Annotated in this window: 22 protein-coding genes, 1 other RNA gene and 1 pseudogene; 4 read left to right on the forward strand and 20 right to left on the reverse strand. The window is 71.4% G+C overall.

From position 1 onward, the window contains the following. Nucleotides 1-107: 107 nt before the first annotated feature. From ftsA to rsmI, 15 genes are all read right to left on the reverse strand, one after another. On the reverse strand, nucleotides 108-1,343 hold the full coding sequence (gene ftsA / locus KOD61_RS11170; protein ID WP_215218738.1) for a cell division protein FtsA: 1,236 nt from the start codon (nucleotides 1,341-1,343) through the stop codon (nucleotides 108-110). Continuing rightward, nucleotides 1,340-2,074 (reverse strand): cell division protein FtsQ/DivIB, encoded by a 735-nt coding sequence (locus KOD61_RS11175; protein ID WP_215218739.1) that lies wholly within the window; start codon nucleotides 2,072-2,074, stop codon nucleotides 1,340-1,342. Before KOD61_RS11175 ends, ftsA begins: the two co-directional genes overlap by 4 nt. Further along, nucleotides 2,071-3,054: a D-alanine--D-alanine ligase gene (locus tag KOD61_RS11180; RefSeq protein WP_215218740.1), complete on the reverse strand. Its 984-nt coding sequence runs from the start codon at nucleotides 3,052-3,054 to the stop codon at nucleotides 2,071-2,073. The genes KOD61_RS11175 and KOD61_RS11180 overlap by 4 nt, the downstream gene beginning before the upstream one ends. Further along, the gene (gene murC / locus KOD61_RS11185) at nucleotides 3,051-4,520 is read right to left on the reverse strand and encodes a UDP-N-acetylmuramate--L-alanine ligase (protein WP_215218741.1); all 1,470 of its coding nucleotides are present in this window, start codon (nucleotides 4,518-4,520) and stop codon (nucleotides 3,051-3,053) included. Before murC ends, KOD61_RS11180 begins: the two co-directional genes overlap by 4 nt. After that, nucleotides 4,517-5,623, reverse strand: coding sequence for an undecaprenyldiphospho-muramoylpentapeptide beta-N-acetylglucosaminyltransferase (gene murG, locus KOD61_RS11190; RefSeq protein WP_215218742.1), 1,107 nt, complete (start codon nucleotides 5,621-5,623; stop codon nucleotides 4,517-4,519). Before murG ends, murC begins: the two co-directional genes overlap by 4 nt. Continuing rightward, on the reverse strand, nucleotides 5,620-6,939 hold the full coding sequence (gene ftsW, locus KOD61_RS11195) for a putative lipid II flippase FtsW (RefSeq protein ID WP_215218743.1): 1,320 nt from the start codon (nucleotides 6,937-6,939) through the stop codon (nucleotides 5,620-5,622). Before ftsW ends, murG begins: the two co-directional genes overlap by 4 nt. Further along, nucleotides 6,939-8,024 carry a phospho-N-acetylmuramoyl-pentapeptide-transferase gene (gene mraY, locus KOD61_RS11200; RefSeq protein WP_215218744.1) on the reverse strand — a complete coding sequence of 362 codons (1,086 nt, stop codon included), beginning with the start codon at nucleotides 8,022-8,024 and terminating at the stop codon, nucleotides 6,939-6,941. The genes ftsW and mraY overlap by 1 nt, the downstream gene beginning before the upstream one ends. Then, nucleotides 8,014-9,420, reverse strand: coding sequence for a UDP-N-acetylmuramoyl-tripeptide--D-alanyl-D-alanine ligase (locus KOD61_RS11205; RefSeq protein WP_215218745.1), 1,407 nt, complete (start codon nucleotides 9,418-9,420; stop codon nucleotides 8,014-8,016). Before KOD61_RS11205 ends, mraY begins: the two co-directional genes overlap by 11 nt. Continuing rightward, the gene (locus KOD61_RS11210; protein WP_215220391.1) at nucleotides 9,417-10,892 is read right to left on the reverse strand and encodes a UDP-N-acetylmuramoyl-L-alanyl-D-glutamate--2,6-diaminopimelate ligase; all 1,476 of its coding nucleotides are present in this window, start codon (nucleotides 10,890-10,892) and stop codon (nucleotides 9,417-9,419) included. Before KOD61_RS11210 ends, KOD61_RS11205 begins: the two co-directional genes overlap by 4 nt. Nucleotides 10,893-10,903: 11 nt before the next feature. Continuing rightward, entirely contained in the window at nucleotides 10,904-12,715 is a 1,812-nt protein-coding gene (locus KOD61_RS11215) for a peptidoglycan D,D-transpeptidase FtsI family protein (RefSeq protein WP_215220392.1), read from the reverse strand. Nucleotides 12,716-12,858: 143 nt separating this feature from the next. Then, nucleotides 12,859-13,125, reverse strand: a complete 267-nt coding sequence (ftsL, locus tag KOD61_RS11220; protein WP_215218746.1) for a cell division protein FtsL — start codon at nucleotides 13,123-13,125, stop codon at nucleotides 12,859-12,861. Next, nucleotides 13,122-14,081, reverse strand: a complete 960-nt coding sequence (rsmH, locus tag KOD61_RS11225; protein WP_251370584.1) for a 16S rRNA (cytosine(1402)-N(4))-methyltransferase RsmH — start codon at nucleotides 14,079-14,081, stop codon at nucleotides 13,122-13,124. Before rsmH ends, ftsL begins: the two co-directional genes overlap by 4 nt. An 11-nt stretch (nucleotides 14,082-14,092) precedes the next feature. Continuing rightward, nucleotides 14,093-14,539 carry a division/cell wall cluster transcriptional repressor MraZ gene (gene mraZ, locus KOD61_RS11230; RefSeq protein WP_215218748.1) on the reverse strand — a complete coding sequence of 149 codons (447 nt, stop codon included), beginning with the start codon at nucleotides 14,537-14,539 and terminating at the stop codon, nucleotides 14,093-14,095. Between the two features lie 374 nt (nucleotides 14,540-14,913). Beyond that, an RNA gene (gene rnpB, locus KOD61_RS11235) (RNase P RNA component class A) lies at nucleotides 14,914-15,267 on the reverse strand. A 96-nt stretch (nucleotides 15,268-15,363) separates the two neighbouring features. Beyond that, nucleotides 15,364-16,194 carry a 16S rRNA (cytidine(1402)-2'-O)-methyltransferase gene (rsmI, locus tag KOD61_RS11240; protein ID WP_215218749.1) on the reverse strand — a complete coding sequence of 277 codons (831 nt, stop codon included), beginning with the start codon at nucleotides 16,192-16,194 and terminating at the stop codon, nucleotides 15,364-15,366. A 301-nt stretch (nucleotides 16,195-16,495) separates the two neighbouring features. On the opposite strand from rsmI, the pseudogene KOD61_RS11245 reads away from it, so the two are divergent. The 4 genes and pseudogenes from KOD61_RS11245 to KOD61_RS11260 all read left to right on the forward strand — a co-directional run. Beyond that, nucleotides 16,496-17,692 (forward strand): annotated as a pseudogene (locus KOD61_RS11245) (penicillin-binding protein activator); the annotation flags it as partial. After that, complete coding sequence (locus tag KOD61_RS11250) at nucleotides 17,676-18,053, forward strand: YraN family protein (protein WP_215218751.1); 378 nt, start codon at nucleotides 17,676-17,678, stop codon at nucleotides 18,051-18,053. The pseudogene KOD61_RS11245 and the gene KOD61_RS11250, both read left to right, overlap by 17 nt. Nucleotides 18,054-18,118: 65 nt before the next feature. Continuing rightward, nucleotides 18,119-19,498, forward strand: a complete 1,380-nt coding sequence (locus KOD61_RS11255; protein WP_215218752.1) for an FAD-binding oxidoreductase — start codon at nucleotides 18,119-18,121, stop codon at nucleotides 19,496-19,498. Next, nucleotides 19,495-20,121: a uracil-DNA glycosylase family protein gene (locus KOD61_RS11260; RefSeq protein ID WP_311195417.1), complete on the forward strand. Its 627-nt coding sequence runs from the start codon at nucleotides 19,495-19,497 to the stop codon at nucleotides 20,119-20,121. The genes KOD61_RS11255 and KOD61_RS11260 overlap by 4 nt, the downstream gene beginning before the upstream one ends. Nucleotides 20,122-20,199: 78 nt before the next feature. Here KOD61_RS11260 and thiL read toward each other — a convergent pair whose 3' ends face one another. The 5 genes from thiL to KOD61_RS11285 form a co-directional block, all read right to left on the reverse strand. After that, on the reverse strand, nucleotides 20,200-21,207 hold the full coding sequence (gene thiL / locus KOD61_RS11265; protein ID WP_215218753.1) for a thiamine-phosphate kinase: 1,008 nt from the start codon (nucleotides 21,205-21,207) through the stop codon (nucleotides 20,200-20,202). 27 nt (nucleotides 21,208-21,234) lie between these two features. Continuing rightward, nucleotides 21,235-21,696 carry a transcription antitermination factor NusB gene (nusB, locus tag KOD61_RS11270; protein ID WP_215218754.1) on the reverse strand — a complete coding sequence of 154 codons (462 nt, stop codon included), beginning with the start codon at nucleotides 21,694-21,696 and terminating at the stop codon, nucleotides 21,235-21,237. Next, nucleotides 21,693-22,160, reverse strand: coding sequence for a 6,7-dimethyl-8-ribityllumazine synthase (ribH, locus tag KOD61_RS11275; protein WP_215218755.1), 468 nt, complete (start codon nucleotides 22,158-22,160; stop codon nucleotides 21,693-21,695). The genes nusB and ribH overlap by 4 nt, the downstream gene beginning before the upstream one ends. Before the next feature lie 110 nt (nucleotides 22,161-22,270). Continuing rightward, entirely contained in the window at nucleotides 22,271-23,368 is a 1,098-nt protein-coding gene (gene ribB, locus KOD61_RS11280; RefSeq protein ID WP_215218756.1) for a 3,4-dihydroxy-2-butanone-4-phosphate synthase, read from the reverse strand. Beyond that, nucleotides 23,365-23,967 carry a riboflavin synthase gene (locus KOD61_RS11285; protein WP_215218757.1) on the reverse strand — a complete coding sequence of 201 codons (603 nt, stop codon included), beginning with the start codon at nucleotides 23,965-23,967 and terminating at the stop codon, nucleotides 23,365-23,367. Before KOD61_RS11285 ends, ribB begins: the two co-directional genes overlap by 4 nt. Nucleotides 23,968-24,004: the final 37 nt, after the last annotated feature.

The following is a 24,004-nucleotide window of genomic DNA, read 5'->3' on the forward strand; positions in this document are numbered from 1 at the left end:
GCCGTTGTCGCTGCCGGTACTGCTGCCTGACGTGTTGCGTGTCGCGCCCCCATGGCCACCGGGACATCGTCGACGTCCCGGAGGTGTACACCTGATCGCCGGGGTCATCAGAACTCACCCCGGAACCAGTTCTTGAAACGGTTGAGTACGTTCCCGGCGCGCCCGGTGCTGATCACCGGGCGGCGCGGGTTCTCGATCTGGCTGCCCATCAGCAGCAGGCCGACGCCGGTGGCGTGCACCGGGTTGCCGACCACTTCGCCAAGGCCGGTCACGTGCTGCGGGATGCCGACGCGCACGGGCATCTGCAGCATCTCCTCGGCCAGCTCGACCACGCCTTCCATCTTCGCGGCGCCGCCGGTCAGGACCATGCCCGCGCGGACGTGCTGCTCGAAGCCGCTGCGGCGCAGTTCGGCCTGGACCATCTCGAAGATCTCCTCGTAGCGCGCCTGCACCGCCTGCGCCAACGAGTGGCGCGGCATGCGCCGGGGCGGCCGGTCGCCGACCGAAGGCACCTGGATCGACTCCTCGGCGGTCGCCATCTGCGCCAGCGCGCAGGCGTAGCGGACCTTGATCTGCTCGGCCTCCGGGGTCGGCGTGCGCAGCATGTGGGCGATGTCCTCGGTGACCTTGTCGCCGGCGATGCCGAGGCTGGCCGAGTGCGCGATCGCGCCCTGGACGAACACCGCGATGTCGGTGGTGCCGGCGCCGATGTCGACCAGCACCACGCCGAGCTCGCGCTCGTCGGAAGTCAGCACCGCGTTGGCGGAGGCCAGTACGCCCAGGATCAGGTCGTCGACCTGCAGCCCGCAGCGCTGCACGCACTTGCTGACGTTGGCCGCGGCCGATTGCGCGCAGACCACCAGGTGGGCATGCACTTCCAGCCGGACGCCGGTCATGCCGACCGGGTTGCGGATGCCTTCCTGCGAATCGTCGAGCACGTAGTCGCGCGGGATCGCGTGCAGGATCTTCTGGTCGGCCGGGATCGCCACGGCCTTGGCGGCATCAAGCACCCGGTCCAGGTCGGCGAAGCTCACCTCGCCGTCGCGGATCGGCGCGATGCCCTGCGAGTTGCGGCACTGGATGTGGCTGCCCGAGATCGACGCGTAGACCGAGCGGATCTCGCAGCCGGCCATCAGCTCGGCCTCCTCGATCGCGCGCTGGATCGACTGCACGGTCGACTCGATGTCGACCACCACGCCGCGGCGCAGCCCGCGCGACTCGTGGCTGCCGATGCCGATCACCTCGATCGGGTTGCCGGGTGAGTACTCGCCCACCAGCGCCACCACCTTGGAGGTGCCGATGTCGAGGCCCACGATCAACGATTTGTCGCCCTTGCGGTTCATGTATTTCCCTGCATGCCTGTCTGTGGCGCCTTCGGGACCGGCGCCCAGCTCAAGGCGAAACCATTGGTGTAGCGGAGGTCGGCGCGCACCAGGCGCTGCGCCTGCTGCGCGAGCAGTTGCGGCATCAGCCGGGCGAAGCGGGCGATGCGCGGCCGGGCCTCGTTGCGGCCGACCACCACCTGCGCGCCGCTGTCGAGCTCCATGCTCCAGCTGCCGCGCGGGTCCAGCAGCACCGAGCGCACACCCAGCCCGAGCGGCGCCATCAGCACGCTGGTCTGGTTGTAGAACTCGACCACGTCCGGCACCCGTCCGTCCGGACCGTCCAGCCGGGGCAAGCCCGGCGGCACGTCGACGTCGCCGGCCGGGAACAGCCGACCGTGGTCGGACAGCAGCCGGTCCTCGCCCCAGCGCGCGAACGGGACGTGCTCGACCACCCGCACCTCGAGCACGTCGGGCCAGCGCTTGCGGACTTCAGCGCGCTCGACCCACGGCATCCGCGCGACAGCGTCTTGCGCGGCATCCAGGTCGACGGCGAAAAAGCCCTGCCGCGCGAACGGCAGCATCGCCTCACGCAGGTGCGCTTCGTCGACCCGGTCGAACTGCCCGGTCGCGCGCAGCGTGGTCAGCGGCCAGCGGTCCTGGCCGACCCAGCCGTTGAGCACGGCGACCACGGGCAGCGCGACCAGCGCCACCGCGAGGGTCCAACCGAGCAGGCGGAGCAGCGCGTTCACGCGTGTGCACCTCCGTCGTCCGCCAGGCTCGACTCGAGCACCCGCCAGCACAGCTCGCCGAAATCGATGCCGAGTTCGCGCGCGGCCTTGGGCACCAGCGAGTGGCTGGTCATCCCCGGCGCGGTGTTGACCTCGAGCAGGAAGAAGTCGCCGGTCGCCCGGTCGCGCATCACGTCGACCCGGCCCCAGCCGCTGCACCCGGCGGCCTCGAAGGCCAGCAGCGCGATGCGGCGGATCTCGTCCTCGGCGGCGCCGTCCAGGCCCGGGCACAGGTATTGGGTGTCCTCGGCGACGTACTTGGCGTTGTAGTCGTACCACTCGCCCTTCGGCACGATCCGGATCGAGGGCAGCGCGCGGTGGCCATCGCCGTCGGCGAGCACCGCGACGGTGAGTTCGTCGCCGACCACCAGCTGCTCCATCAGCAGCTCACCGGGGTAGCGCGCGGCCAGCGCGACGGCGTCGTCCAGGCCGGCCTCGTCATGCACCCGCGAGACACCGACGCTGGAACCTTCGCAGGACGGCTTGATGATCAACGGAAGCCCGATCACGCGGGCCGCGTCGTGCACGTCCGACCCCTTCGGCAGTCGCACGTAGCGCGGTGTCGGCAGGTCGAGCGACAGCCAGACCTGCTTGGTGCGGATCTTGTCCATGCTCAGCGCCGAGCCGAGCACGCCCGAGCCGGTGTACGGCACGCCGAGCGCGTCCAGCAGCCCCTGCAGCACGCCGTCCTCGCCACCGCCCTTGTTGCCGTGGAGGATGTTGAAGACGCGGTCGACCGAGCCGGCGCGAACCGCATCGACCAGCGCCGGGATGCCGTCGACCGCCACCGCGTCGACGCCGCGAGCCTGCAGCGCCTCCAGCACGTTGCGACCGGAATCCAGCGAAACCTCGCGCTCGGCGCTGGTGCCGCCCATCAGTACCGCGACGCGGCCGAACACGGCGGGATCCGTGAACCGCGGCGGGGTGAAGGCGGCGCTCATGCGGCATCCCCCTCGATCGCGGTGAAGCCATGGGTGGCGACGTACTGGGCGGCCTGGCCGATGTCGCCGGCGCCCATCATCAGCAGCAGGTCGCCGTCCTCGAGCACGTCGCCCAGCAACTGCGGAAGCTCACGCGCGCTGCCGACCACCACCGGCTCGACCCGGCCGCGGGTACGGATCGCGCGGGCCAGTGCGCGTGCGTCGGCGCCGGCGATGGGTGCTTCGCCTGCGGCGTACACCTCGGTCAGGACCACCATGTCGGCGCTCGACAGCACCGCGGCGAAATCGTCGAACAGGTCGCGGGTGCGGCTGTAGCGGTGGGGCTGGAACGCAACCACCAGGCGCTTGTCCGGCCAGCCGCCACGCGCGGCGGCGAACACCGCCTCGAGCTCCTTGGGATGGTGGCCGTAGTCGTCGACCACGGTGACCAGACCGCCGGCGTGCCCGTCCCTGCCGGCCAACGGCGTCTGCGACAGCAGGTTGAAACGGCGGCCGACCCCGGCGAAGCCTTCGAGCGCCCGCGCGATCGCGCTGGATTCCACGCCCAGCTGCCACGCCACCGAAGCGGCGGCCAGCGCGTTCTGCACGTTGTGGCGGCCGGGCATGGCCAGCGTCACCGGGCAGCGCGCGCCGTCGGGCAGGCACAGTACGAAGCGCATCCGCGCCCCCTGCTGCACCACGTCCTCGGCACGCACGTCGGCGTCTTCGGAGAAGCCATAGGTCATCACGTGGCGCGGGGTGCGCGCCGCCAGCGCGGCGACCTCGGGGTCGTCGATGCACAGCACCGCCAGGCCGTAGAACGGCAACCGGTGCATGAACTCCAGGAACGCCGCCTGGACCTTGGCGAAGTCGCCGCCGTAGTTCTCCAGGTGGTCGGCGTCGATGTTGGTGACGATCGCGATCTGCGGGTTCAGGCGCAGGAAGCTGCCGTCGCTCTCGTCGGCCTCGGCCACCAGCCAGTCGCCGCCGCCCAGGCGCGCGTTGGCGCCGGCCGCGAGCAACTGCCCTCCGATCACGAAGGTCGGGTCGATCCCGCCTTCGGCCAGCACGCTGGCGGTGAGCGAGGTCGTGGTGGTCTTGCCGTGGGTGCCGGCGACGGCGATGCCACGCTTGAACCGCATCAGCTCGGCCAGCATCTCCGCGCGCGGCACTACCGGGATGCGCTGCGCGCGCGCTTCCATCAGCTCCGGGTTGTCTTCGCGGATGGCGCTGGACACCACCACGCAATCGGTGCCGAGCACGTTGGCGGCCGTGTGGTCGCGGTGCACGGTGATGCCCAGCTTTGCCAGCCGGCGGGTCACGGCGTTATCGGCCCGGTCCGAGCCCGACACCTGGTAGCCCAGCGTGCACATCACCTCGGCGATGCCACTCATGCCGGTGCCACCGACACCGATGAAGTGCACGCGGGGAAACGCCTTGGCGAGGTCGCCACCGTGTTGCAGGCGGCGGCGAACGGTACTGCTCATGCAGCCTGCTCCGGGTTGGAATGGGGGGGACGGATCTGGGCGACGACGATGTCGGCCACGCGCGCGGCGGCGTCGGGTCGGGCCAGCGAGCGCGCGGCCTGGGCCAAGCGCAGCAGGTCGGCGCGCTCGGCGAGGATTTCGAGCGTGGCCGAAATGCGCCGGGCCAGGTCGGCGGTGTCCGCGCCCTGCGGCAACAGCTGTGCGGCGCCGCGGTCGACCAGGAACTCGGCGTTGCGGGTCTGGTGGTCGTCGACCGCCTGCGGGAATGGCACCAGCACGCTGCCGACGCCGGCCGCGCACAGTTCGGCCAGCGTCAGCGCCCCGGCGCGGCAGACCACGATGTCGGCCCAACCGTAGGCGGCGGCCATGTCGGCGATGAACGGTTCGACGCCGGCGTCGACGCCCGCGGCGGCATACGCCCGGCGCGCCTCGTCGACCTGCGACTCGCCACACTGATGGCGCACCTGGAAGCCGGCGAGGCGCCCGCGCAGGCTGGCCAGCGCGACCGGCATCGCGGCGTTGAGCGCGCGTGCGCCCTGGCTGCCACCGAGCACGAGGATCCGCAGCGCGCCTTCACGGCCGGCGAAACGGTGCTCCGGCGGCGGCAGCGCGGCGATCTCTGCGCGCACCGGGTTGCCGACCGCCTGCTCGCCGGCAAAGGTGCCCGGGAAGCCGGTGAGCACGGCGTCGGCCATGCGGGCGAGCACGCGATTGGTGAGGCCGGCGGCACGGTTCTGCTCGTGGACCACCAGCGGAATACCGGCCAGGCGCGCGGCCAGGCCGCCCGGACCGGCTGCGTAGCCGCCGAAACTCACGACCGCGCGCGAGTTGCGCGCGCGTAGCACCGCACGGGCGGCGCGCACCGCGTTGGCAACCTTCAGCGGGGCACCGAGCAGGGTCGCCATGCCCTTCCCGCGCAGCCCGCGAACCGCGATCGTGTCGATCTCGATGCCATGGGGCGGCACCAGCCGGGTTTCCATCGCGCCGTCGGCGCCGAGCCAGGTCACCGGCACGCCGCGATTCATCAGTTCGCGCGCGACCGCGAGGCCCGGGAAAATGTGGCCGCCGGTACCGCCGGCGAGGATGGTGACGGGACCGGTCATGCGCCGGTCCTCCCGAGCACCGGCTCGATGCGCTGGCGCAGGCGGCTGGTGCCACGCGCGGCCTTGGCCGATGCGGCGGCGGCAGGCTTGGCCACCGAGGGCAACGGCTGGGCGGTCGGCGGCACGCCGGTGGAAGGCTGCATCGCCTCGCCGCGCAGGCGCGCGACCTGCCGCTGCGCGCGGTCGAGCTCGTACGACACCCGCAGCAGCACGCCGAGCGCCGCGCAGGTCATGAGCACGCTCGAGCCGCCCGAGGACACCAACGGCAAGGTCAGACCCTTGGTCGGCAGCAGGCCCAGGTTGACGCCGATCGAGACGAAGCTCTGCAGGCCGATCCACAGCGCGATGCCGAACGCGCAGTAACCCGCGAAGTAGCGGCGCATCTCCACGCATTTCAGTCCGACCCAAAGCGCCCGGCCCACGAGCATCGCGTACAGCCCGATCACCGTGCACACGCCGACGAAGCCGAGCTCCTCGGCGATGACGGCGAGGATGAAGTCGGTGTGCGCCTCCGGCAGGTAGGACAGCTTCTGTACCGAGCCGCCGAGGCCGACCCCGAACCATTCGCCGCGGCCGACCGCCATCAGTGCGTTGGTCAGCTGGTAGCCGGAGTTGAACGGGTCCGCCCACGGGTCGAGGAAGGACGTCAGCCGGCGCACGCGGTAGGGCTCGGCAATGGCGACCACCGCCAGCAGCGGCAGGCCGACCAACACCGGGCCGAACATCCGCGGCATGTTGACCCCGCCCAGCACCAGCATGCCGCCGGTGATGGCCAGGATCAGCGACAGCGAACCGAAGTCGGGCTGCAGCACCAGCAGCACCACCAGCAACCCGGCCACGCCCAGCGGCTTGAGCATCGCCGACCAGGTCGCGGTGACCTCGTCGCTGTAGCGCTTGAGGTAGCTGGCCAGCCAGATGATGTAGAGCAGCTTGACCGCCTCGACCGCCTGGAAGCTGGACACGCCGAGGTTGATCCAGCGCCGCGCGCCGTTGACCTCGTTGCCCAGGCCGGGGATGAACACCGCCAGCAGCAGGGCGACGCAGCCCAGCAGCAGCCAGTGGTTGTAGTGCTCGACGGTCTTCAGCTCGGTGCGCATGAGCCACACCGCCAGTCCGACCCCGACCGCCAAGAACGCAACGTGCCGTACGAGGTAGTGGAACGGGCCGACGCCGTAATCGATCGCGATGGAGATCGAGCTGGAGCCGACCATCACCACGCCCAGGCACGCCAGCGCGCACGCGACCCCGAGCAGCCAGCGGTCGTAATGACCGCTGATCGCGTCGAGTCGGGTGGCCTGGCGCGCGGTGTCGGTCATCAGCGCACCTTCAACGTCGCAAGGCCGACCAGCACCAGCACCACCGAGATGATCCAGAAGCGCACGATGACGCGCGGCTCCGGCCAGCCCTTGAGCTCGAAGTGATGGTGGATCGGCGCCATCCGGAAAACACGCTTGCCGGTGAGCTTGAACGACGCCACCTGGATCATCACCGACAGCGTCTCGATCACGAACACGCCGCCCATGATCACCAGCACCAGCTCCTGGCGGACGATCACCGCCATCGTGCCGAGCACCGCGCCCAGCGCCAGCGCGCCGATGTCGCCCATGAACACCATTGCCGGATAGGTGTTGAACCAGAGGAAGCCCAGGCCCGCGCCGGCGATCGCCGCGCAGATGATCACCAGCTCGCCGGCGCCGGGCACCTGCGGGATCTGAAGGTACTCGGAAAACACCGCGTTGCCCGATGCGTAGGCGAACACGCCCAGCGCGCAGGCCACCAGCACCGTCGGCATGATCGCAAGCCCGTCCAGGCCATCGGTCAGGTTGACCGCGTTGGAGAAGCCGACGATCCAGAAGTAGGCAATCGCCACGAAGCTGAAGGCCACCAACGGCAACGCGACGGCCTTGAAGAACGGGATGTAGAACGTGGTTTCGGCCGGCACCTCGGCGGTCATGTACAGGAACACGCCGGCGGCGAGTCCGAACAGCGACTGCAGCGCGTACTTGGTGCGCGACTTCATGCCGTTGGGGTCGCGGCGGACGATCTTGATCCAGTCATCCCACCAGCCGATCGCGCCGAACGCCACCATCACCGCCAGCACCAGCCAGACGTACTTGTTGCGCAGGTCGCCCCACAGAAGCACCGAGGCCAGCACCGTCACCAGGATCAGCGCGCCGCCCATGGTCGGAGTGCCTGCCTTGGAGAAGTGCGTCTGCGGGCCGTCCGTGCGGATCGGCTGGCCGCCCTTGTAGCTGGCCAGCTTGCGGATGACCGCCGGCCCCCACCACAGCGACAGCGCCAGCGCGGTGAGCGCGCTGAGGATGCCGCGGAAGGTCAGGTAGCCGAACAGCGCGAAGCTGCTCTGCAGTTGTTCCAGCCAGCGTGCCAGCTCAAGCAGCATCGTCGTCCCCTTGGTTGCCCGGGCCTGCTTCGCGCCGGCCGGCGTCGTCGGCCAGCAGTGCCGCGACCACCCTGTCCATCGCGCTGCCGCGCGAGCCCTTGACCACCACCCGGACGCCGTCCGCCAGGCCGGCGCGCAGCGCGTCGACCACTTCGGCGTGGGTCGCGAACGCCTGGCCGCCTTCGCCGAACGCGTCGGCCGCGGCCGCGCTGAGCGGGCCGAGCGCGAACAGCCGCTTGATGCCGGCGGCTTTCGCGCGGCGACCGGCTTCGGCGTGCATCGCCTCGGCGTCGTCGCCCAGCTCGCGCATGTCGCCGAGCACCAGCCAGCCCTCGCCCGCTGTCTCGGCAACGGTGTCGATGGCCGCGGCGAGCGACCCCGGGTTGGCGTTGTAGCTGTCGTCGATCAGCACCGCGCCGCTGGCGAGGCGGTGCGTCGCGAGCCGGCCGGCCACGACCCGGGCGGCGGCCAGGCCACGTGCGATTGCGTCGAGGCCGATCCCGAGGCCGAGCGCCATCGACGCCGCGGCCAGCGCATTGCGCACGTTGTGGCGACCCGGCATTGCCAGTTCCACCGGGACATCGCCCGCCGGGGTGGCCAGCAGGAAACGCGTGCCCGCGCCGGTGACGGCGATATCGCGGGCGCCGACGTCGTGACTTGCCTCCAGCCCGAACCGGATCAAACGACGGCCATGCGCGCGCTCGGCGAAATACGGGGCAAAGGCGTCGTCGGCGTTGATCACCGCCACGCCCTCCGGCGCCAGCGCGTCGTAGATCGCGGCCTTGGTGTCGGCCACGTTGAGCAGGCTGCCCATGCGCTCCAGGTGCGCCGGCGCCACGTTGTTGACCAGCGCCACGTCCGGCCGGACCACCGCGGTCAGGTAGGCGATGTCGCCGGGCTTGCCCGCGCCCATCTCGTACACCGCGAAACGGGCGTCGTCAGGTGCATCGATCACCGCCAGCGGCAGTCCGATCTCGTTGTTGCGGTTGCCCGGGTTGGCGTACACCGCGTCGTCGGCGGCCTGCAGGATCGACAGCAGCAGCGTCTTGACGCTGGTCTTGCCGTTGCTGCCGGTGATCGCCGCGACCTTTGCGCTACGGTTGCGCTGCATTGCGCGGGCGAGGTCGGCCAGTGCGCGCTCGGTATCGGCCACCTGCACCTGCGGCAGTCCGGTCCCGACCGGGCGCGACACCAGCAGCGCCGCCACGCCACCGGCGGCCGCGGCCTCCACGTGGTCGTGGCCGTCGAAATTCCCGCCCCTCAGCGCGACGAACAGCGCCGCACCGGTCGCCGGCAGCGTGCGGGTATCGGTCGCGATCGCATCGACCTGGCGGTCCATCCCGTGCAGGCGACCACCGGTCATGCGGGCGATGTCGGACAGCTGCAACGGCCTCATGCGCGCGCCTCCATCGCCGCGCGGGCGACCTCGGTGTCGTCGAACGGATGGCGCACGCCGTCGATCTCCTGGTACGGCTCGTGGCCCTTGCCGGCGATCAGCACGATGTCGTCCGGGCCGGCGATGCCGATCGCGCGGCGGATCGCGGTGGCGCGGTCGCGCTCCACCGTGACCTCGCGCGCGTCGATGAACCCCGCGACGATCTCGGCGACGATCGCGTCGCCGTCCTCGCCGCGCGGGTTGTCGTCGGTGACGATGACCACGTCGGCATGGGTCTGGGCAATCGATGCCATCTGCGGCCGCTTGCCGCGGTCGCGCTCGCCGCCGCAGCCGAACACGCACAGCAGCTGCGCCGACGCATGCGCACGCAGCGAGACCAGCGCCTGCTCCAGCGCATCGGGGGTGTGCGCATAGTCGACCACCACCAGCGGCTGGCGCCGGCCGCGCGCGTCGGCTCCACCACCGAGGCGGTTCATCCGGCCGTGCACGGGCTGTAGGCGCGACAGCAGCGCGGCGATGTCCGCGGTATCGGTGCCGAGCGCATGCAGCGCGCCGGCCACCGCCAGCAGGTTGTCGACATTGAAGCGTCCCAGCAGCGGCGAGGTCACCGGATGGCGCCTGTCGCCGACCACCAGCTCGAAGCCGATCCCGCCGTTGTCGAAGTGCAGCGCCTGCGCCTGCAGCTGCGCACCCGGCGCGCCGCGCGAGCTGTAGCCGATGGCACGGACGTCGTCCGGCAACGCGGCATGGATCGCCCGGCCGTGGGCATCGTCCAGGTTGACCACCGCGGCCTGCAGGCCCGGCCACGCGAACAGCCGCGCCTTCGCCGCGCCGTAGCCGGCCATGTCGCCGTGGTAGTCGAGGTGGTCGCGGCTGAGGTTGGTGAAGACCGCCACGTCGAAGTGGACGCCGTCCACGCGGCCCTGGTCGAGGGCGTGCGAGCTGACTTCCATCGCCAGCGAGTGCGCACCCTGCGCGTGCAGGTCGTCGATCAGATCGTGCAGCTGCAGCACCAGCGGGGTGGTGAAACCGGTCGGCACGACGTGGCCGACGCGGCCGGCGCCGAGCGTGCCGATGGTGGCGGCGGGTTCGTCCTGCATCCGCCAGGCCTCGCCCAGCAGTTGCACCGTCGAGGTCTTGCCGTTGGTACCGGTGACACCGACCACGCGCATCCCGGCGCTCACGCGGCCATGGAAGCGGTCGGCCAGCTCGCCCATCCGTGCCCGCAGGCGCGGTACCGCGATGGCGTCGGCCGGCGCGGGCGTGTCCTCGCTGTCGGGCGGCTCGAACAGGATCGCGACCGCCCCGGCCGCACGGGCCTGCTCGACGAACTTGAGCCCGTGGGTGCCAAAGCCGCCGATCGCGACGAACGCGTCGCCCGGCTTGAGCGCACGGCTGTCCTGGACCAGGCCGGTAATGGCGAGATCGCCGGGGATGCCGGCGACGTCGGGCAGCAGCTCGGCCAGCAGCATGCGGCGACGGCTCATCGCGCACCCCCGACCGTGACCGGTTCGGGCAGCGCATCGGGCAGCGATGCGGGACCGGACGCGGTTCCGGCCGTCGATGCAGCGACCGCCGTCGGCAGTACGGGCCCGCTTTCGCCCGCGCCACCCGCGGCCTTCGCACGCTTGGCCTGCTCGGCCGCCTGTGCCGCGAGCCAGGTCTCGATGTCGTCGGGCGGGACATCCATCAGCCGGAGCGCACCGGCCATCACGTTGCGGAACACCGGCGCGGCGACCGCGCCACCGCCGTAGCCGTAACCCTTGCTGGAGTCGGGCTCGTTGATCACCACCACCATCGAGAAGCGCGGGTTCTCGACCGGGACCACACCGGCGAACAGCGCGATGTACTTGTTGGAGTAGCCGCCGGTCGGGCTGAACTTGCGAGCAGTGCCAGTCTTGCCGCCGACGTGGTAGCCCAGGATCGCCGCGCCGGTCGCGGTGCCGCCGGTCTCGGTGACGGTCTGCATCATCCGCAGGACCTGGTCGGCCACCCGCGCATCGACGACCCGCTCGCCTTCGTTGCGCTGGCCCTTGACGAAGGTCGGCGCGGTGAGCACGCCATCGTTGGCAAGCGCCGCGTACGCCATCGCGATCTGCAGCGGCGTTGCCGACAGGCCGTAGCCGTAGGACATGGTGCGTTTGTCGGTGCCGCTCCACTGGCCGGGCCCCGCCAGCACGCCGGACGACTCGCCGGGGAAGCCGCTGCCGGGCTTGTCGCCGTAGCCGAAGCCGTGCACGAAGTCGTAGAAGTAGTCGTCGGGCAGGCGCTCGGCGAGCTTGGCAACGCCCACGTTGGAGCTGTGGGTGATGATCCCGGTGATGGTCAACGCGCCATAATTGCGGAAGTCGTTGATCGTGTAGCGGCCATTGGCCATGTAACCCGGCGAGGTGTCGACCACGGTCGCCGGGGTCACGATGCCCTGGCTCAGCGCGGCCGCGATCGTGATCGGCTTCATCGTCGACCCGGGCTCGACCACGTCGGTGACCGCGCGGTTGCGGCGCGCGTCGCTGCGGTCGCCGTCCAGGTCGTTGGGGTTGAAGCTGGGCAGGTTGGCCATCGCCAGCACTTCGCTGGTCGCGATGTCGAGCACCACCACCGAGCCGCTGCTGGCGTCGGCCTCGAGCAGGGCGTTGCGCAGCTCACGGTAGGCCAGGTACTGGATGCGTCGGTCGATGGTGAGCGTCAGGTCGCGGCCCGGCTCGGCGGGCCGCAGCAGGTCGACGTTCTCGATGATGCGGCCCTGGCCGTCGCGGATGACGCGCTTGGCGCCCGGCGTGCCGCGCAGCCATTCGTCGAACGCCAGCTCAAGACCTTCCTGGCCGGCGTCGTCGATGTTGGTGAAGCCGAGCACGTGCGCGAGCGCCTCGCCCTGCGGGTAGAAGCGTCGGAACTCGCGCTGGCTGGACACGCCCGGGATCCCGTGGGCGAGGATCTTCCGGGCCTGGCTCGGGTTGATCCGGCGCTGCAGGTACATGAACTCCTTGTCCGCGCGCTGGGTCAGTTTGCGCGTCAGGTAGTCGGCCGGCACGTCCAGCGCTTCGGCCAGCTCGGGGATGCGGTCCGGGTGCTTGAGCAGCTCCTGCGGATTGGCCCAGACCGACTCGACCGGCGTGGACACCGCGAGGGGCTCCCCGTTGCGATCGGTGATCATCCCGCGCGACGTCGGGATCGGGATTTCGCGCAGCGCGCGGGCGTCGCCCTGGCGCACGTAGAAGTCGTTGTTGAGCACCTGCACGTCGAACGCGCGGCCGACCAGCGCCACCGAGCACAACGCCAGCGTGCCGCCGACCATCGCCAGGCGGTGGCGCGGGTTGTAGCGCACGCCCCGGCGGGCGCCCCGGACTTCTTCGCCGCGGAAGCGCGCAAGCAACGCCGCCCACGCACCGCCATGCGCAGGGTTGCTGCGGGCGGCGTCACGGCGGCGGTCGCGGGCGCTCATGGACGGATCACCACGATCTCGGCGCCTTCCGGGAACTTCATGCCGAGGCGGTCGCGCGCGACCTGGTCGATGCGGTTGCTCTCCGCCCAGGTGGCCTGTTCCAGCTGCAGCCGGCCGAAATCGATGTTGAGTTCGTCGCGCGCCTTCTCCAGCCGGCTGGCCTCGACAAACAGCACGCGGTGACGATGGCGCGCGTGCACCACCGCCAGCGCCGTGGCGACGTTGGCGACGACCAGCACGGTCAGCAGCAGGCGCGTGGTCATGCGGCCTCCTGCAGCGCCGGCTTCTCGGCCACGCGCAGCACCGCGCTGCGGGCGCGCGGGTTGGCGGCGGTCTCGGCATCGTCTGCCTTCTGCGCGCCGCCGATCGCCAGCAGGTCGGGGGTGAAGGCGATCTCCACCGGCATGCGGCGGTTGGCCGGCGGCGCCTTGGCGTGGCGGTTGATGAACTGCTTGACGATGCGGTCTTCCAGCGAATGGAAGCTGATCACCGCCAGCCGTCCGCCGGGCCTGAGGCGCTCCAGCGCAGCGTCGAGCCCGGCTTCGAGGTCGGCCAGCTCGCGGTTGATGAAGATGCGGATCGCCTGGAAGCTGCGCGTCGCCGGATGGCGGCCCTTGCCCGGTCCGGTGTGAGCGGTTCGCGGCAGTGCCGACGCGATGAGCTCGGCCAGCTGCGCGGTGCGCACCAGCGGCTCCTCGTCGCGGCGCGCAACGATCGCGCGGGCGATGCGACGCGACTGGCGCTCCTCGCCGTAGGTCCACAGCACGTCGGCGATCTCGCGCTCCTCGGCCTGCGCCAGCCACTCGGCGGCGCTCTGGCCGGCATCGGGGTCCATCCGCATGTCGAGCGGGCCGTCGCGGCCGAAGCTGAAGCCGCGCTCGGCCACGTCGAGCTGCGGCGAGGACACGCCCAGGTCGAACAGGATCCCGTCCAGCCCGCTGGCGGTGGCATCCCACCGGGCGAGGTCGGCGAAGCTGCCGCGGAAGATCGACACGCGCGGGTCCGCCCCGAACTCGCGTTCGGCGACCGCAATCGCTTCGGGATCCTTGTCCATCACCAGCAGCCGTCCTCCGGCGCCGAGTTGGTCGAGCACGCCCCGCGCATGGCCGCCGCGGCCGAACGTGCCGTCGAGGTAGGCTCCATCCCCACGCACCCGCAGGCCTTCCAGGACCTGCCGGTACATCACGGGAAGGTGGCCGGAAGTCGCCGAGCGCTCCATGCCACCGTCCGTCATAGCTGCAGGTCGAGCAGTTCCTCGCTCAGATCCCCGTCAGACACCGTCTGCTGGATCTGCGCGTGGTGCGCCTGCTCGCTCCACAGTTCGAACTTGTCGCCCATGCCCAGCAGCACCGCCTTGCGCTCGATGCCCACCGCGGCGCGGTGGCTGGCCGGGACGGTGATGCGGCCGTTGCCGTCGAGCTCGACGAAGGTGGCCGCGCCGACCAGCTTGAGCTGCAGGTTGCGGTTGACCTTCTTGGCCTTGGGCAGCTTGTTGACCTGGTCGCGCACCCGCTCCCAGATCGCCCGCGGGTACAGATAGAGGGAGCCGGACTCGAACGGGTTGTAGGTGATGACCAGCTGGTTGCCACAATCGCGCGCGACGGCATCGCGGTGGGCGGTGGGCACCGCCAGCCGGCCCTTTTCGTCGATCGTGATGGCGGTCTCGCCCTGGAACATTGCGCACCTGGTTGTTGGCCCGCCTCTGTTGGGCGGTTTGCCTTACGGGCATACGGTCACTCGAACCGTCTGCGGCCACCGAAAACCACTAAAAACCCGGCTTTCCCTCGGATGTCCACCTTAGGCACCGCAAAAATGGTTGTCAACAACTTCCGGGGGCAAATTTCACTAGGCACATCAAAGGCTTGCAGCGAACTTCAGAGTCTTATTCAAGACTTATCCACTAACCGTTGTTTCGTCTCACATTTTGAGATTTCGGGCGCGTGGAGGCCTTGTGAAGAGACGACGCGGCACGCGGGCCCGTTACGGTGCTGCAGCGCAGCATCGGCATCCCATGAAAAAGGCGCGCCCGGGGGCGCGCCTTTCCTGGATCAGGGCGGAGCCGGCCGATAAGCCGGGTTCTGTCGTGGGCAATCATTCCTCTAGGCGCATCGTCACCGATACGCTCAAGCAACCTACCCGGAGGCACCGCGGGCCGCGGCATTGCCTCCCTATTTGGTCTTGCTCCCGGTGGGGTTTGCCGTGCCGGTCTGTTGCCAGACTCGCGGTGCGCTCTTACCGCACCGTTTCACCCTTGCCACGCACGTCTTGCGACGCCGTTCGGCGGTCTGCTCTCTGTTGCACTTTCCGTCGGCTCGCGCCGCCCAGGCGTTACCTGGCACCGTGCCCTGTGGAGCCCGGACTTTCCTCGGCATCCCGAAGGATGACGCGACTGCCTGGCCGACTCCGCGGGCGCAGTCTACCGGGGTTGGGTGGCTTTGCGGCCGGGCGGGGTCGATCCCGGGAGGGCGAGTTCAGGCTGGCCGGACGGTCCCGCTGCCACCTCAGCTCTCGCCGGCGCCATACAGCGCCTTGCGCGGGGCCCCGCTCAGTTCGGCCGCCAGCTTCGCCGCGGTCGACGGTGGCAGGTGCCCTGCCAGCTTCGCGTACAGCCGGCGCCCCTCTGCCAGGCTGGCATCGGCATCGTCACCGGCGCCCTCCACCACCAGCACGAATTCGCCCCGGCGCTGGTTGGGGTCCGCCGCAACCGTCTGGCGAAGCCCCGCCAGGGTGTCGTCGAGCACGGTCTCGAACAGCTTGGTGAGTTCGCGCGCCAGCACCGCGTGGCGTTCATTGCCGAACACCGCTGCCAGGTCGGCGAGCGACTCCTCGATGCGGTGGGCCGACTCGTAGAAGATCAGCGTCCGTGGCTCCGCCGCCAGCCGCGAGAGGCGCTCGCGCCGCGCGCCCGCCTTGGCCGGCAGGAAGCCTTCGAACACGAACCGGTCCGACGCCACGCCGGCCACGCTCAGCGCGGCGATTGCCGCGCACGCACCCGGGACCGGGGAGACCCGTACCCCGGCCGCGCGTGCCGCGCCGACCAGCCGGAAACCCGGATCGCTGACCAGCGGTGTGCCCGCATCCGACACCAGCGCGAGCGACTCACCGCCCTGCAGCCGCGCCACCAGCTGGGCCGCCTGGGCGTCCTCGTTGTGCTGGTGCAGCGCGAGCAGCGGCCGCTCGAGGCCGAAATGGCTCAACAGCTGCCGGGTATGGCGGGTGTCCTCGGCGCAGATGGCGTCGACCGTGCGCAGGGTCTCCAGCGCGCGGGGGCTGAGGTCGCCGAGATTGCCGATCGGGGTCGCGACGACGTGGAGGGTGCCGGAGGTCTGCATCGAGACGATGGTAGGGGTGGTCGGCGTGCTTGTCTTGCGGGCCACGCAACGGCGTCGCGGACGCCATGCAGGGGCATGGTTAGAATCGCCGGGTCCCCCAAGGAGCGCCGCGTGCGGTGCGCAAGCGATGAATCCAACGCCTTCGATCCCCCGGTTCCACTGGCTTTCGGCGCTGCTGGTCGCCACCGCGCTGCTCGGCGGCTGCGTCGTCGGTCCGACCCGGACCAGCTCGACCACGCCGGTCCGCGCGCCGCAGCACCCGCTGGTCGCGCAGGCCAGCGCCCTCGCGGGCGACCCCGCCAATGCCGCCGCGATCAACGCGCTGCTGGCCCAGCTCGACGACGCCACCCTGGCCGCCGAGGCCGCGGCGCTGGCCGAGGGCGATCCGCTGTATCCGTATGCCGGCCGCGCCCTGTTGCGTCGCGGGCTGCCGCTGCCCCGCCCGTTCGACCGGGTCGCGTGGCAGTTCGATGCCAGCGCCCGCCCGCCGGCCGAGGCGGACGGCTACCGACCGCCGGTGCGGCTGGCCGTGCTGCTGCCGCTGTCGGGTGACCTCTCCGCAGCGGCCGCACCGGTCCGTGACGGCCTGCTGGCCGGCTACTACGGCGAGTCCCGCCGCCGCCCGGAAGTGCGCTTCTACGACACCCACGGCACCGCCGGTGGTGCACTGGCCGCCTACGACCGTGCCGCGGGTGAAGGCAACGACTTCATGGTCGGCCCGCTCGGCCGCGACGAGGTCGGCGCGTTGTTCAACCGCGGCGCCCTGGCCGTGCCGGTGCTGGCATTGAACCGCGCCGGCGACGTCCCGCCGGCGGGCAACGCGAGCTTCTCGCTGTCGCCCGAAGACGAGGGCATCGCGGCCGCCGGCCTGCTGCTGGAGCGCGGTGCACGACGGGTGCTGGTGATCGCCGGCAGCGATGACAGCCAGCGTCGTGCGGTCGATGCGCTGCGCAACCACCTCGCCGAGCACGGTGCGACGGTCACCGGCATCGCCAGCGCAGGGATCGCCGACTACAGCCCCTACGCCCAGGCGGAGGGCGGCGTCGACGCGGTGTTCCTGGCGGTGCGCGGCAACGTCGCGCGCGAGGCGATGCCGCGGCTGGCCCTGGCCGGCCTGGCCGGCGTGCCGCGGGTCGCGACCTCGCACCTGCTGTCGGGCACCGGCAAGCCGGAGGAGGACCGCATCCTCGACGGCATCGCGTTCCCGGGAGAGCCCTGGACGAGCGGCGGCTACGTCGCCGGGCTGGCGCCGGAGGCCTCGGTCGCCGAGCGGCTGCCGACCGCGCGCGGCGGTGGCGCCCGCCTGTTCGCCTTCGGTCATGACGCGTGGTTGCTGACCGCCTATATGGAAAAGCTCGCGCTGTCGCCCGATGCCAGCGTCAACGGTGCGACCGGCATGCTGCGCATCGACGGCTCGGGCAACGTGCAGCGCACCCCGGCGTGGTCGACCTTCAGCGGCGGCGTCGCGGTACCGCTGGCCAATGCCGGTCGCTACTGACCGGCGCCAGCGTGGCGCAGCGGTCGAGGCCGCGGCGCGTGCCCACCTGATCGACGCGGGCCTGCGACCGGTCGCCGCCAACGCCAGCTACCGGTTGGGCGAGCTCGACCTGGTCATGCTCGACGGCGACACCCTGGTGTTCGTCGAGGTCCGCTACCGCCGTGACGACCGCTTCGGCGGCGGCGCGGTGTCGGTGGACTGGCGCAAGCAGCACAAGCTGGTGCGCGCCGCGCAATTGTTCCTGATGCGGCATCGCCGCTACGCCGATGCGCCATGCCGGTTCGACGTCGTCGATGCCTCCGGCGACTCCGGGGCGCCCGTGCTGGACTGGATCCGCGACGCCTTCCGGCCCGGCGACTGACCACCCCACCTGGCCCGTCGCGACGAAAGCGCAGAATGGGCCGCCACGGCCCGCCTCCTTCCGCCATGCCCTTGCCACACGAACTCGACCGCGAACTGGCCACGCTGCTCGGCGAGGGCTGGCTGACCGATGCCAGCGAGCGGCTCACCTACGCCTACGACAACTCGCGCCGGCACGCGTTGCCCGACGCGGTGGCGCTGCCGCGGACCCGCGACCAGGTGGTGGCGCTGGTGCGCGCGTGTCGCCGCCACCGGGTGCCTGTGGTCGCGCGCGGTCGTGGGACCAACACCACCGGTGCGGCAGTGCCGGTCGAGGGCGGCGTCGTGGTGTCGATGGAGCGGATGGACCGGGTGCTGGACATCCGCCCGGGCGACCGTTGCGCGGTGGTCGAACCCGGCCTGCTCAACGGCGACCTGCAGGCCGCGCTCGCGCCGCATGGGCTGTTCTGGCCACCCGACCCCACCAGCGCCATGTTCAGTACCGTTGGCGGGAACCTGGCGTGCAATGCCGGTGGCCCGCGCGCGGTGAAGTACGGCGCAAGCCGCGACAACGTACTCGCGATCACCGCGGTGACCGGTGCGGGTGAGCTGGTCGAATGCGGTACCGCGACCACCAAGGGCGCGACCGGCTACGACCTGCAGCGCTTGCTGGTCGGCAGCGAAGGCACGCTGGCGCTGATCGTCGAAGCGAGCCTGCGGCTGACGCCGGCGCCTGCCGCGCGACGCGCGATCCGCGCGATCTACCGTGACGTCGCCGCCGCGGCCGCAGCCGTCGCCCGGCTGATGGCGCAGCCGGTCACCCCGTCGATGCTGGAATTCATGGATGCCGACGCGGTGCGGCTGGCGCGCGACGTCGGCGGCGCCGACCTGCCTGCCGACGCCGGAGCGCTGCTGATGATCGAGGCCGATGGTGACCCGGACCAACTGCCGCGCGACATCGAAGCGCTGATGGCGGCTGCCGGCGGCGACGGCCTGGTCTCGCTCGACGATGCCGCCGACGAGGCCGCGCGTGCCCGCCTTTGGGCCGCGCGGAAGGCCCTGTCGCCGGCGTTGCGCACGCTGGCGCCCGGCAAGATCAACGAGGACGTGGTGGTGCCGGTGTCGCGCATCCCGGCCCTGGTCGATGGCGTGCAGGCACTGTCGCGAGAGTTCGCGCTGCCGATCGTCTGCTTCGGCCATGCCGGCAACGGCAACCTGCACGTCAACCTGCTGTACGACCCGGCCGACGCCGGCCAGGCCGAGCGCGCCGCGGCAGCGATGTCGCGCGTGTTCGCGCTGGCCCTGTCGCTCGGCGGCACGCTGTCGGGCGAGCACGGGATCGGCCTGGCCAAGCGCGAATTCATGACGCAGGCGGTGCCGCCGGCGACGCTCGCCCTGATGCGCCAGCTCAGGGCAGTGTTCGACCCCGACGGCATCCTCAACCCCGGCAAGCTGCTGCCACCGTGAGCGGCGGGGCCGACACCCTCGACACGCTGCTCGCCCGGATCGACCGCTGCCGGCTGTGCGCGTCATCAATGCCGCACACGCCGCGGCCGGTGCTGCGCGCGCATGCCGACGCGCGCCTGCTGGTGGTCGGCCAGGCCCCCGGCCGCAAGGTCCACGAAAGCGGCGTGCCCTGGGACGACGCCAGCGGCCGGCGCCTGCGCGAGTGGATGGGGATCGATTCCGACACGTTCTACGACGCCTCGCGCGTGGCGATCGTGCCGATGGGTTTCTGCTACCCAGGCAAGGCCGGCTCGGGCGATGCGCCGCCGCGCCCGGAATGCCGGGCCACCTGGCACCCGCAGCTGCTGCCGCTGCTGCCCAACGTCGAACTCACCCTGCTGATCGGCCAGTACGCGCAGGCGCACTTCCTGGGCCGCCGCCGCAAGGGCAGCCTGACCGCGACCATGCGCGCATGGCGCGAGTACCTGCCGACCCACCTGCCGCTGCCGCACCCGAGCCCGCGCAACGTCGCGTGGTTCAAGGCCAACCCGTGGTTCGAGGGCGAGGTGTTGCCGACGCTGCGCGAGCGGGTGGGTGGATTGTGGCGGAACGCCGGTCACCACCCCGATGCAGGAGCGACGTAAGTCGCGAGCGGAGCATCGCGTCACGGGGTCGACGGGTCGCGACTACGTCGCTCCTACATCGCGCGTTTCTTTGCCGTCCTATCCGGAGAAGTGGACGTAGCCGCTCTGCCGCGGCTGCCACGGGGCACCGTCACCATCCACTGCCCGCACACCCTCGCCTTCGACCATCCGGCCGACGCGGGTGACCGGCACCACGCCCGTTGCGAGCGCCTCGATGCGCTCGCGCATCGCCGGTGCGGCGGTGAAACACAACTCGTAGTCGTCACCGCCGGTCGCCTGCAGTTCGCGTCGTCGCTCCGCCTCGAAGCTGGCCGCCAGGGCCGGTGAGCACGGCAGCCGGTCCACCTCGACGTCCGCGGCGAGCCTGCTTGCCTGGCAAATATGGCCGAGATCGGCGATCAGCCCGTCGGAGATGTCGATGGCCGCGTGGGCCATGCCGGCCAGTTGGAGCCCGAGTTCGACCCGCGGCGTGGGCCGGTCGAGGCGCGGACGCAGTGACGCGAGGCGCCCTGACCCGCCGTCGGGGTCCGCGGCCAGCAACGGACCTGCTTCGCAGGCGACGACCACCGGCTCGTCCGCCGCCTGCAGCAGGGCCAGCGCCGCCGCGGCGTCGCCCAGCCCCCCGCTGACCCAGATGTCGTCGCCGGCGACCGCACCGTCGCGCCGCAGCGCGCGGCCGGGTGCCACCAGACCGTGCACGGTCACGCATACCGACAGCGGCCCACGCGTGGTGTCGCCGCCGACGAGGGCGATGCGGTGGCGCGCCGCGAGGTCGAGGAAACCGTCGAGGAACCCGTCCAGCCAGCTCGGGTCCGGCTCCGGCAAGGACAGCGACAGGGTGCACCAGGCCGGCTCGGCGCCCATCGCGGCCAGGTCGGACAGGTTGACGGCCAGCGCCTTCCAGCCGATGTCGGCGGCGGCGGTCCCCGGCGGGAAGTGCACGCCCACGTTGAGCGTGTCGGTCGCGACCGCCAGCTGCGCGCCCGGCGGCGGTTGCAGCAGGGCGGCGTCGTCACCGATGCCCAGGACCACGTCGTCACGGGGGGCGACGCGGGCGCGGATGCGTTCGATCAGCCCGAATTCCATCGCGCTACCTCGGTGACGTCGACGGGGTCAGCGGTCGCGCGGCGCCTGCGCCTCGACCGCGCGCCACTCCGCCGCGGCGCGGTCGAGCACGCCGTTGACGTAGGTGTGCCCGTGCTCGGCGCCAAAGCGCTTGGCGGTCTCGATCGCTTCGTTGATCACCACGCGGTACGGCACGTCGGGCCGGTGGCGCAATTCGTAGGCGGCGATGCGCAGCACCGCGCGCTCGATCGCGTCGACCTGCTCGATCTCGCGGTCGAGGAACGGCGCGAGCGCGCCGTCGATGTCGACACGGTGGTCGTGCACGCCGTGAACCAGGTCCTCGAAGTAGGCCAGGTCGGCCACTTCGCGTGCCTGCTCGTGGGCGAACTGGGCGACCACCTCGCGCACCTTGGCGCCCGACAGCTGCCAGGCATAGACGGCCTGCAGCGCGCGGCGACGCGCGCGCGAGCGGGCGACGGGGTCAATGCCATCGGCGCGACGTCGGTTCATGCCAGTTGCTCCAGAAGGTGGGCCATCTCGATCACCGCCTGCGCGGCTTCCTCGCCCTTGTTGCCGTGGTTGCCGCCGGCACGCGCCTCGGCATCCTCGAACCGCTCGACCGCGAGCACGCCATTGCTGACCGGCACCCGGTGGTCGATCTGCGCGCGCATCAGGCCTTCCGCGCAGCGGTCGGCGACGTGCTCGTAATGGCGGGTGTCGCCGCGGACCACGCACCCCAGCGCGACGATGCCGGCATGGCGCCCGGCCTGGCCGAGCCGCGCGGCCACCAGCGGCAGCTCCCAGGCACCCGGTACCCGGACCACGTCGACCGCGTCCTCGGCGACGCCATGGTCGGCGAACGCCTTGCGCGCGCCGGCCACGAGGGTATCGGTGATGCGGGGGTTCCAGCGGCTGGCGATGATCGCGAAGCGCGCGCCCGGGGGGCTGCGCAGGTCGCCTTCGATATGGGGCATGGGCGGGTCGGTGGCGATTGGAGGGGTAGTTTAGCCGGCTTGGGCAGCGGGGCCCGGCGGCCCGGACCTGCCGACGCGGCGGTGCGATGGTGCGCGTGACCGGATCGGCGCTACACGTACTCGACCACTTCCAGGCCGAAGCCGGCCAGGCCGATCTGCTTGCGCGGGGTGCCCAGCACGCGGAGCTTGCCCAGGCCGAGGTCGGCGAGGATCTGGCCACCGGCACCGTTGCGCCGCCATTCGCTCAGCGCCTCGCCGCGCGCAGGCTTGCCGTCGGGTTCGGGCTGTTCGCGGATGCGGGCCAGCAGGGCGTCGGGCCCGACGCCCTCGCCGAGCAGCACCAGCGCACCACACCCTTCGGCGGCGATCGTCGCGAGCACGTCGCCCACCGCAGGGCCGAAATCCGCGCGGCGCCAGTGCAGCGCATCGCTCAGCGGGTTCTGCATGTGCACCCGCACCAGCGTCGGCGTCGCCGGGTCGGGCCGGCCGCGTAGCAGCGCGAAATGCAACCCGTGGCTGAGCCGGTCGCGGTAGGTCACCAGCTGGAACGGGCCATGGTCGGTCTGGATCTCGCGCGCATCGACCCGCTCGACCGTGTGTTCGGTCTCGAGCCGATAGCGGATCAACTCCTCGATCGAGCCGATCTTCAGCCCGTGCTCGGCGGCGAACCGCTCCAGCTCCGGCCGCCGCGCCATGGTGCCGTCCGCATTGAGGATCTCCACCAGCACGCCGGCCGGTTCCAGACCGGCCATCAGCGCAAGGTCGGCGGCGGCCTCGGTGTGGCCGGCACGGTTGAGCACGCCGCCGGGTTGGGCCTGCAGCGGGAAGATGTGGCCGGGCTGGCTGAGGTCGCGCGGCGCTGCGTCCGGCCGCACCGCGGTGCGGATGGTGTGGGCCCGGTCGTACGCGCTGATGCCGGTGGTGACGCCCTCGGCCGCCTCGATGCTGACGGTGAAGTTGGTGTGGTGGGCCGAGGTGTTGTCGCGCACCATCGGCGGCAGCCCGAGCTGGGCGCAGCGCTCGCGCGTCAACGACAGGCAGACCAGCCCGCGCGCGTGGGTGACCATGAAGTTGATGTCGGACGGCTTGACCAGCTCGGCGGCCATGATCAGGTCGCCTTCGTTCTCGCGGTCCTCGTCGTCGACGATCACGACCATGCGGCCGGCGCGGATCTCCTCGAGCAATTCGGGGACGGGGGCGAAGCTCATGGTTGTTCTCCGGTGGCGAGCAGGCGCTCGACGTAGCGGGCGACGAGGTCGACCTCGAGGTTGACCGGGTCGCCCGGCCGGGTGGTGGCAAACGCGGTGTGGGCGACGGTGTGCGGCACCAGCGCGACTTCGAAACCGTCGGCATCGACCGCGTTGACCGTAAGGCTGACTCCGTCGACGCAGATCGAACCCTTGCGCGCCACGTAACGCAGCACGCCGGCCGGGGCGGTGAAGCGCCAGCGCTGCGCGCGCGCGTCGTCGGTGACCGACTCGACCGTGCCCATGCCATCGACATGGCCGCTGACCAGGTGGCCGCCGAGGCGATCGTCCGGGCGCATCGCGCGCTCCAGGTTGACCGCTGCGCCGGCCGGCAACGCGCCCAGCGTCGTCAGCGCGAGGGTCTCGGTGGACGCGTCGGCCTCGAAGCCGTCGGCGTCGAACGCCACCACGGTCAGGCAGGTGCCGTTGACCGCGATGCTCTCGCCGAGCCGCACGTTGTCGAACGGCAGTGTGCCGGCCTCGATGCGCAGGCGCGCGTCGCCGCCACGTGCCTCGCGCCTGGCCAGCCGGCCGACGCCCTCGATGATGCCGGTGAACATCAGCGCGCCTCCCGGTGGTGGGTGGCGAAATCGGTTC

Source organism: Lysobacter luteus (assembly GCF_907164845.1).
Taxonomy (GTDB): Bacteria; Pseudomonadota; Gammaproteobacteria; order Xanthomonadales; family Xanthomonadaceae; genus Novilysobacter; species Novilysobacter luteus.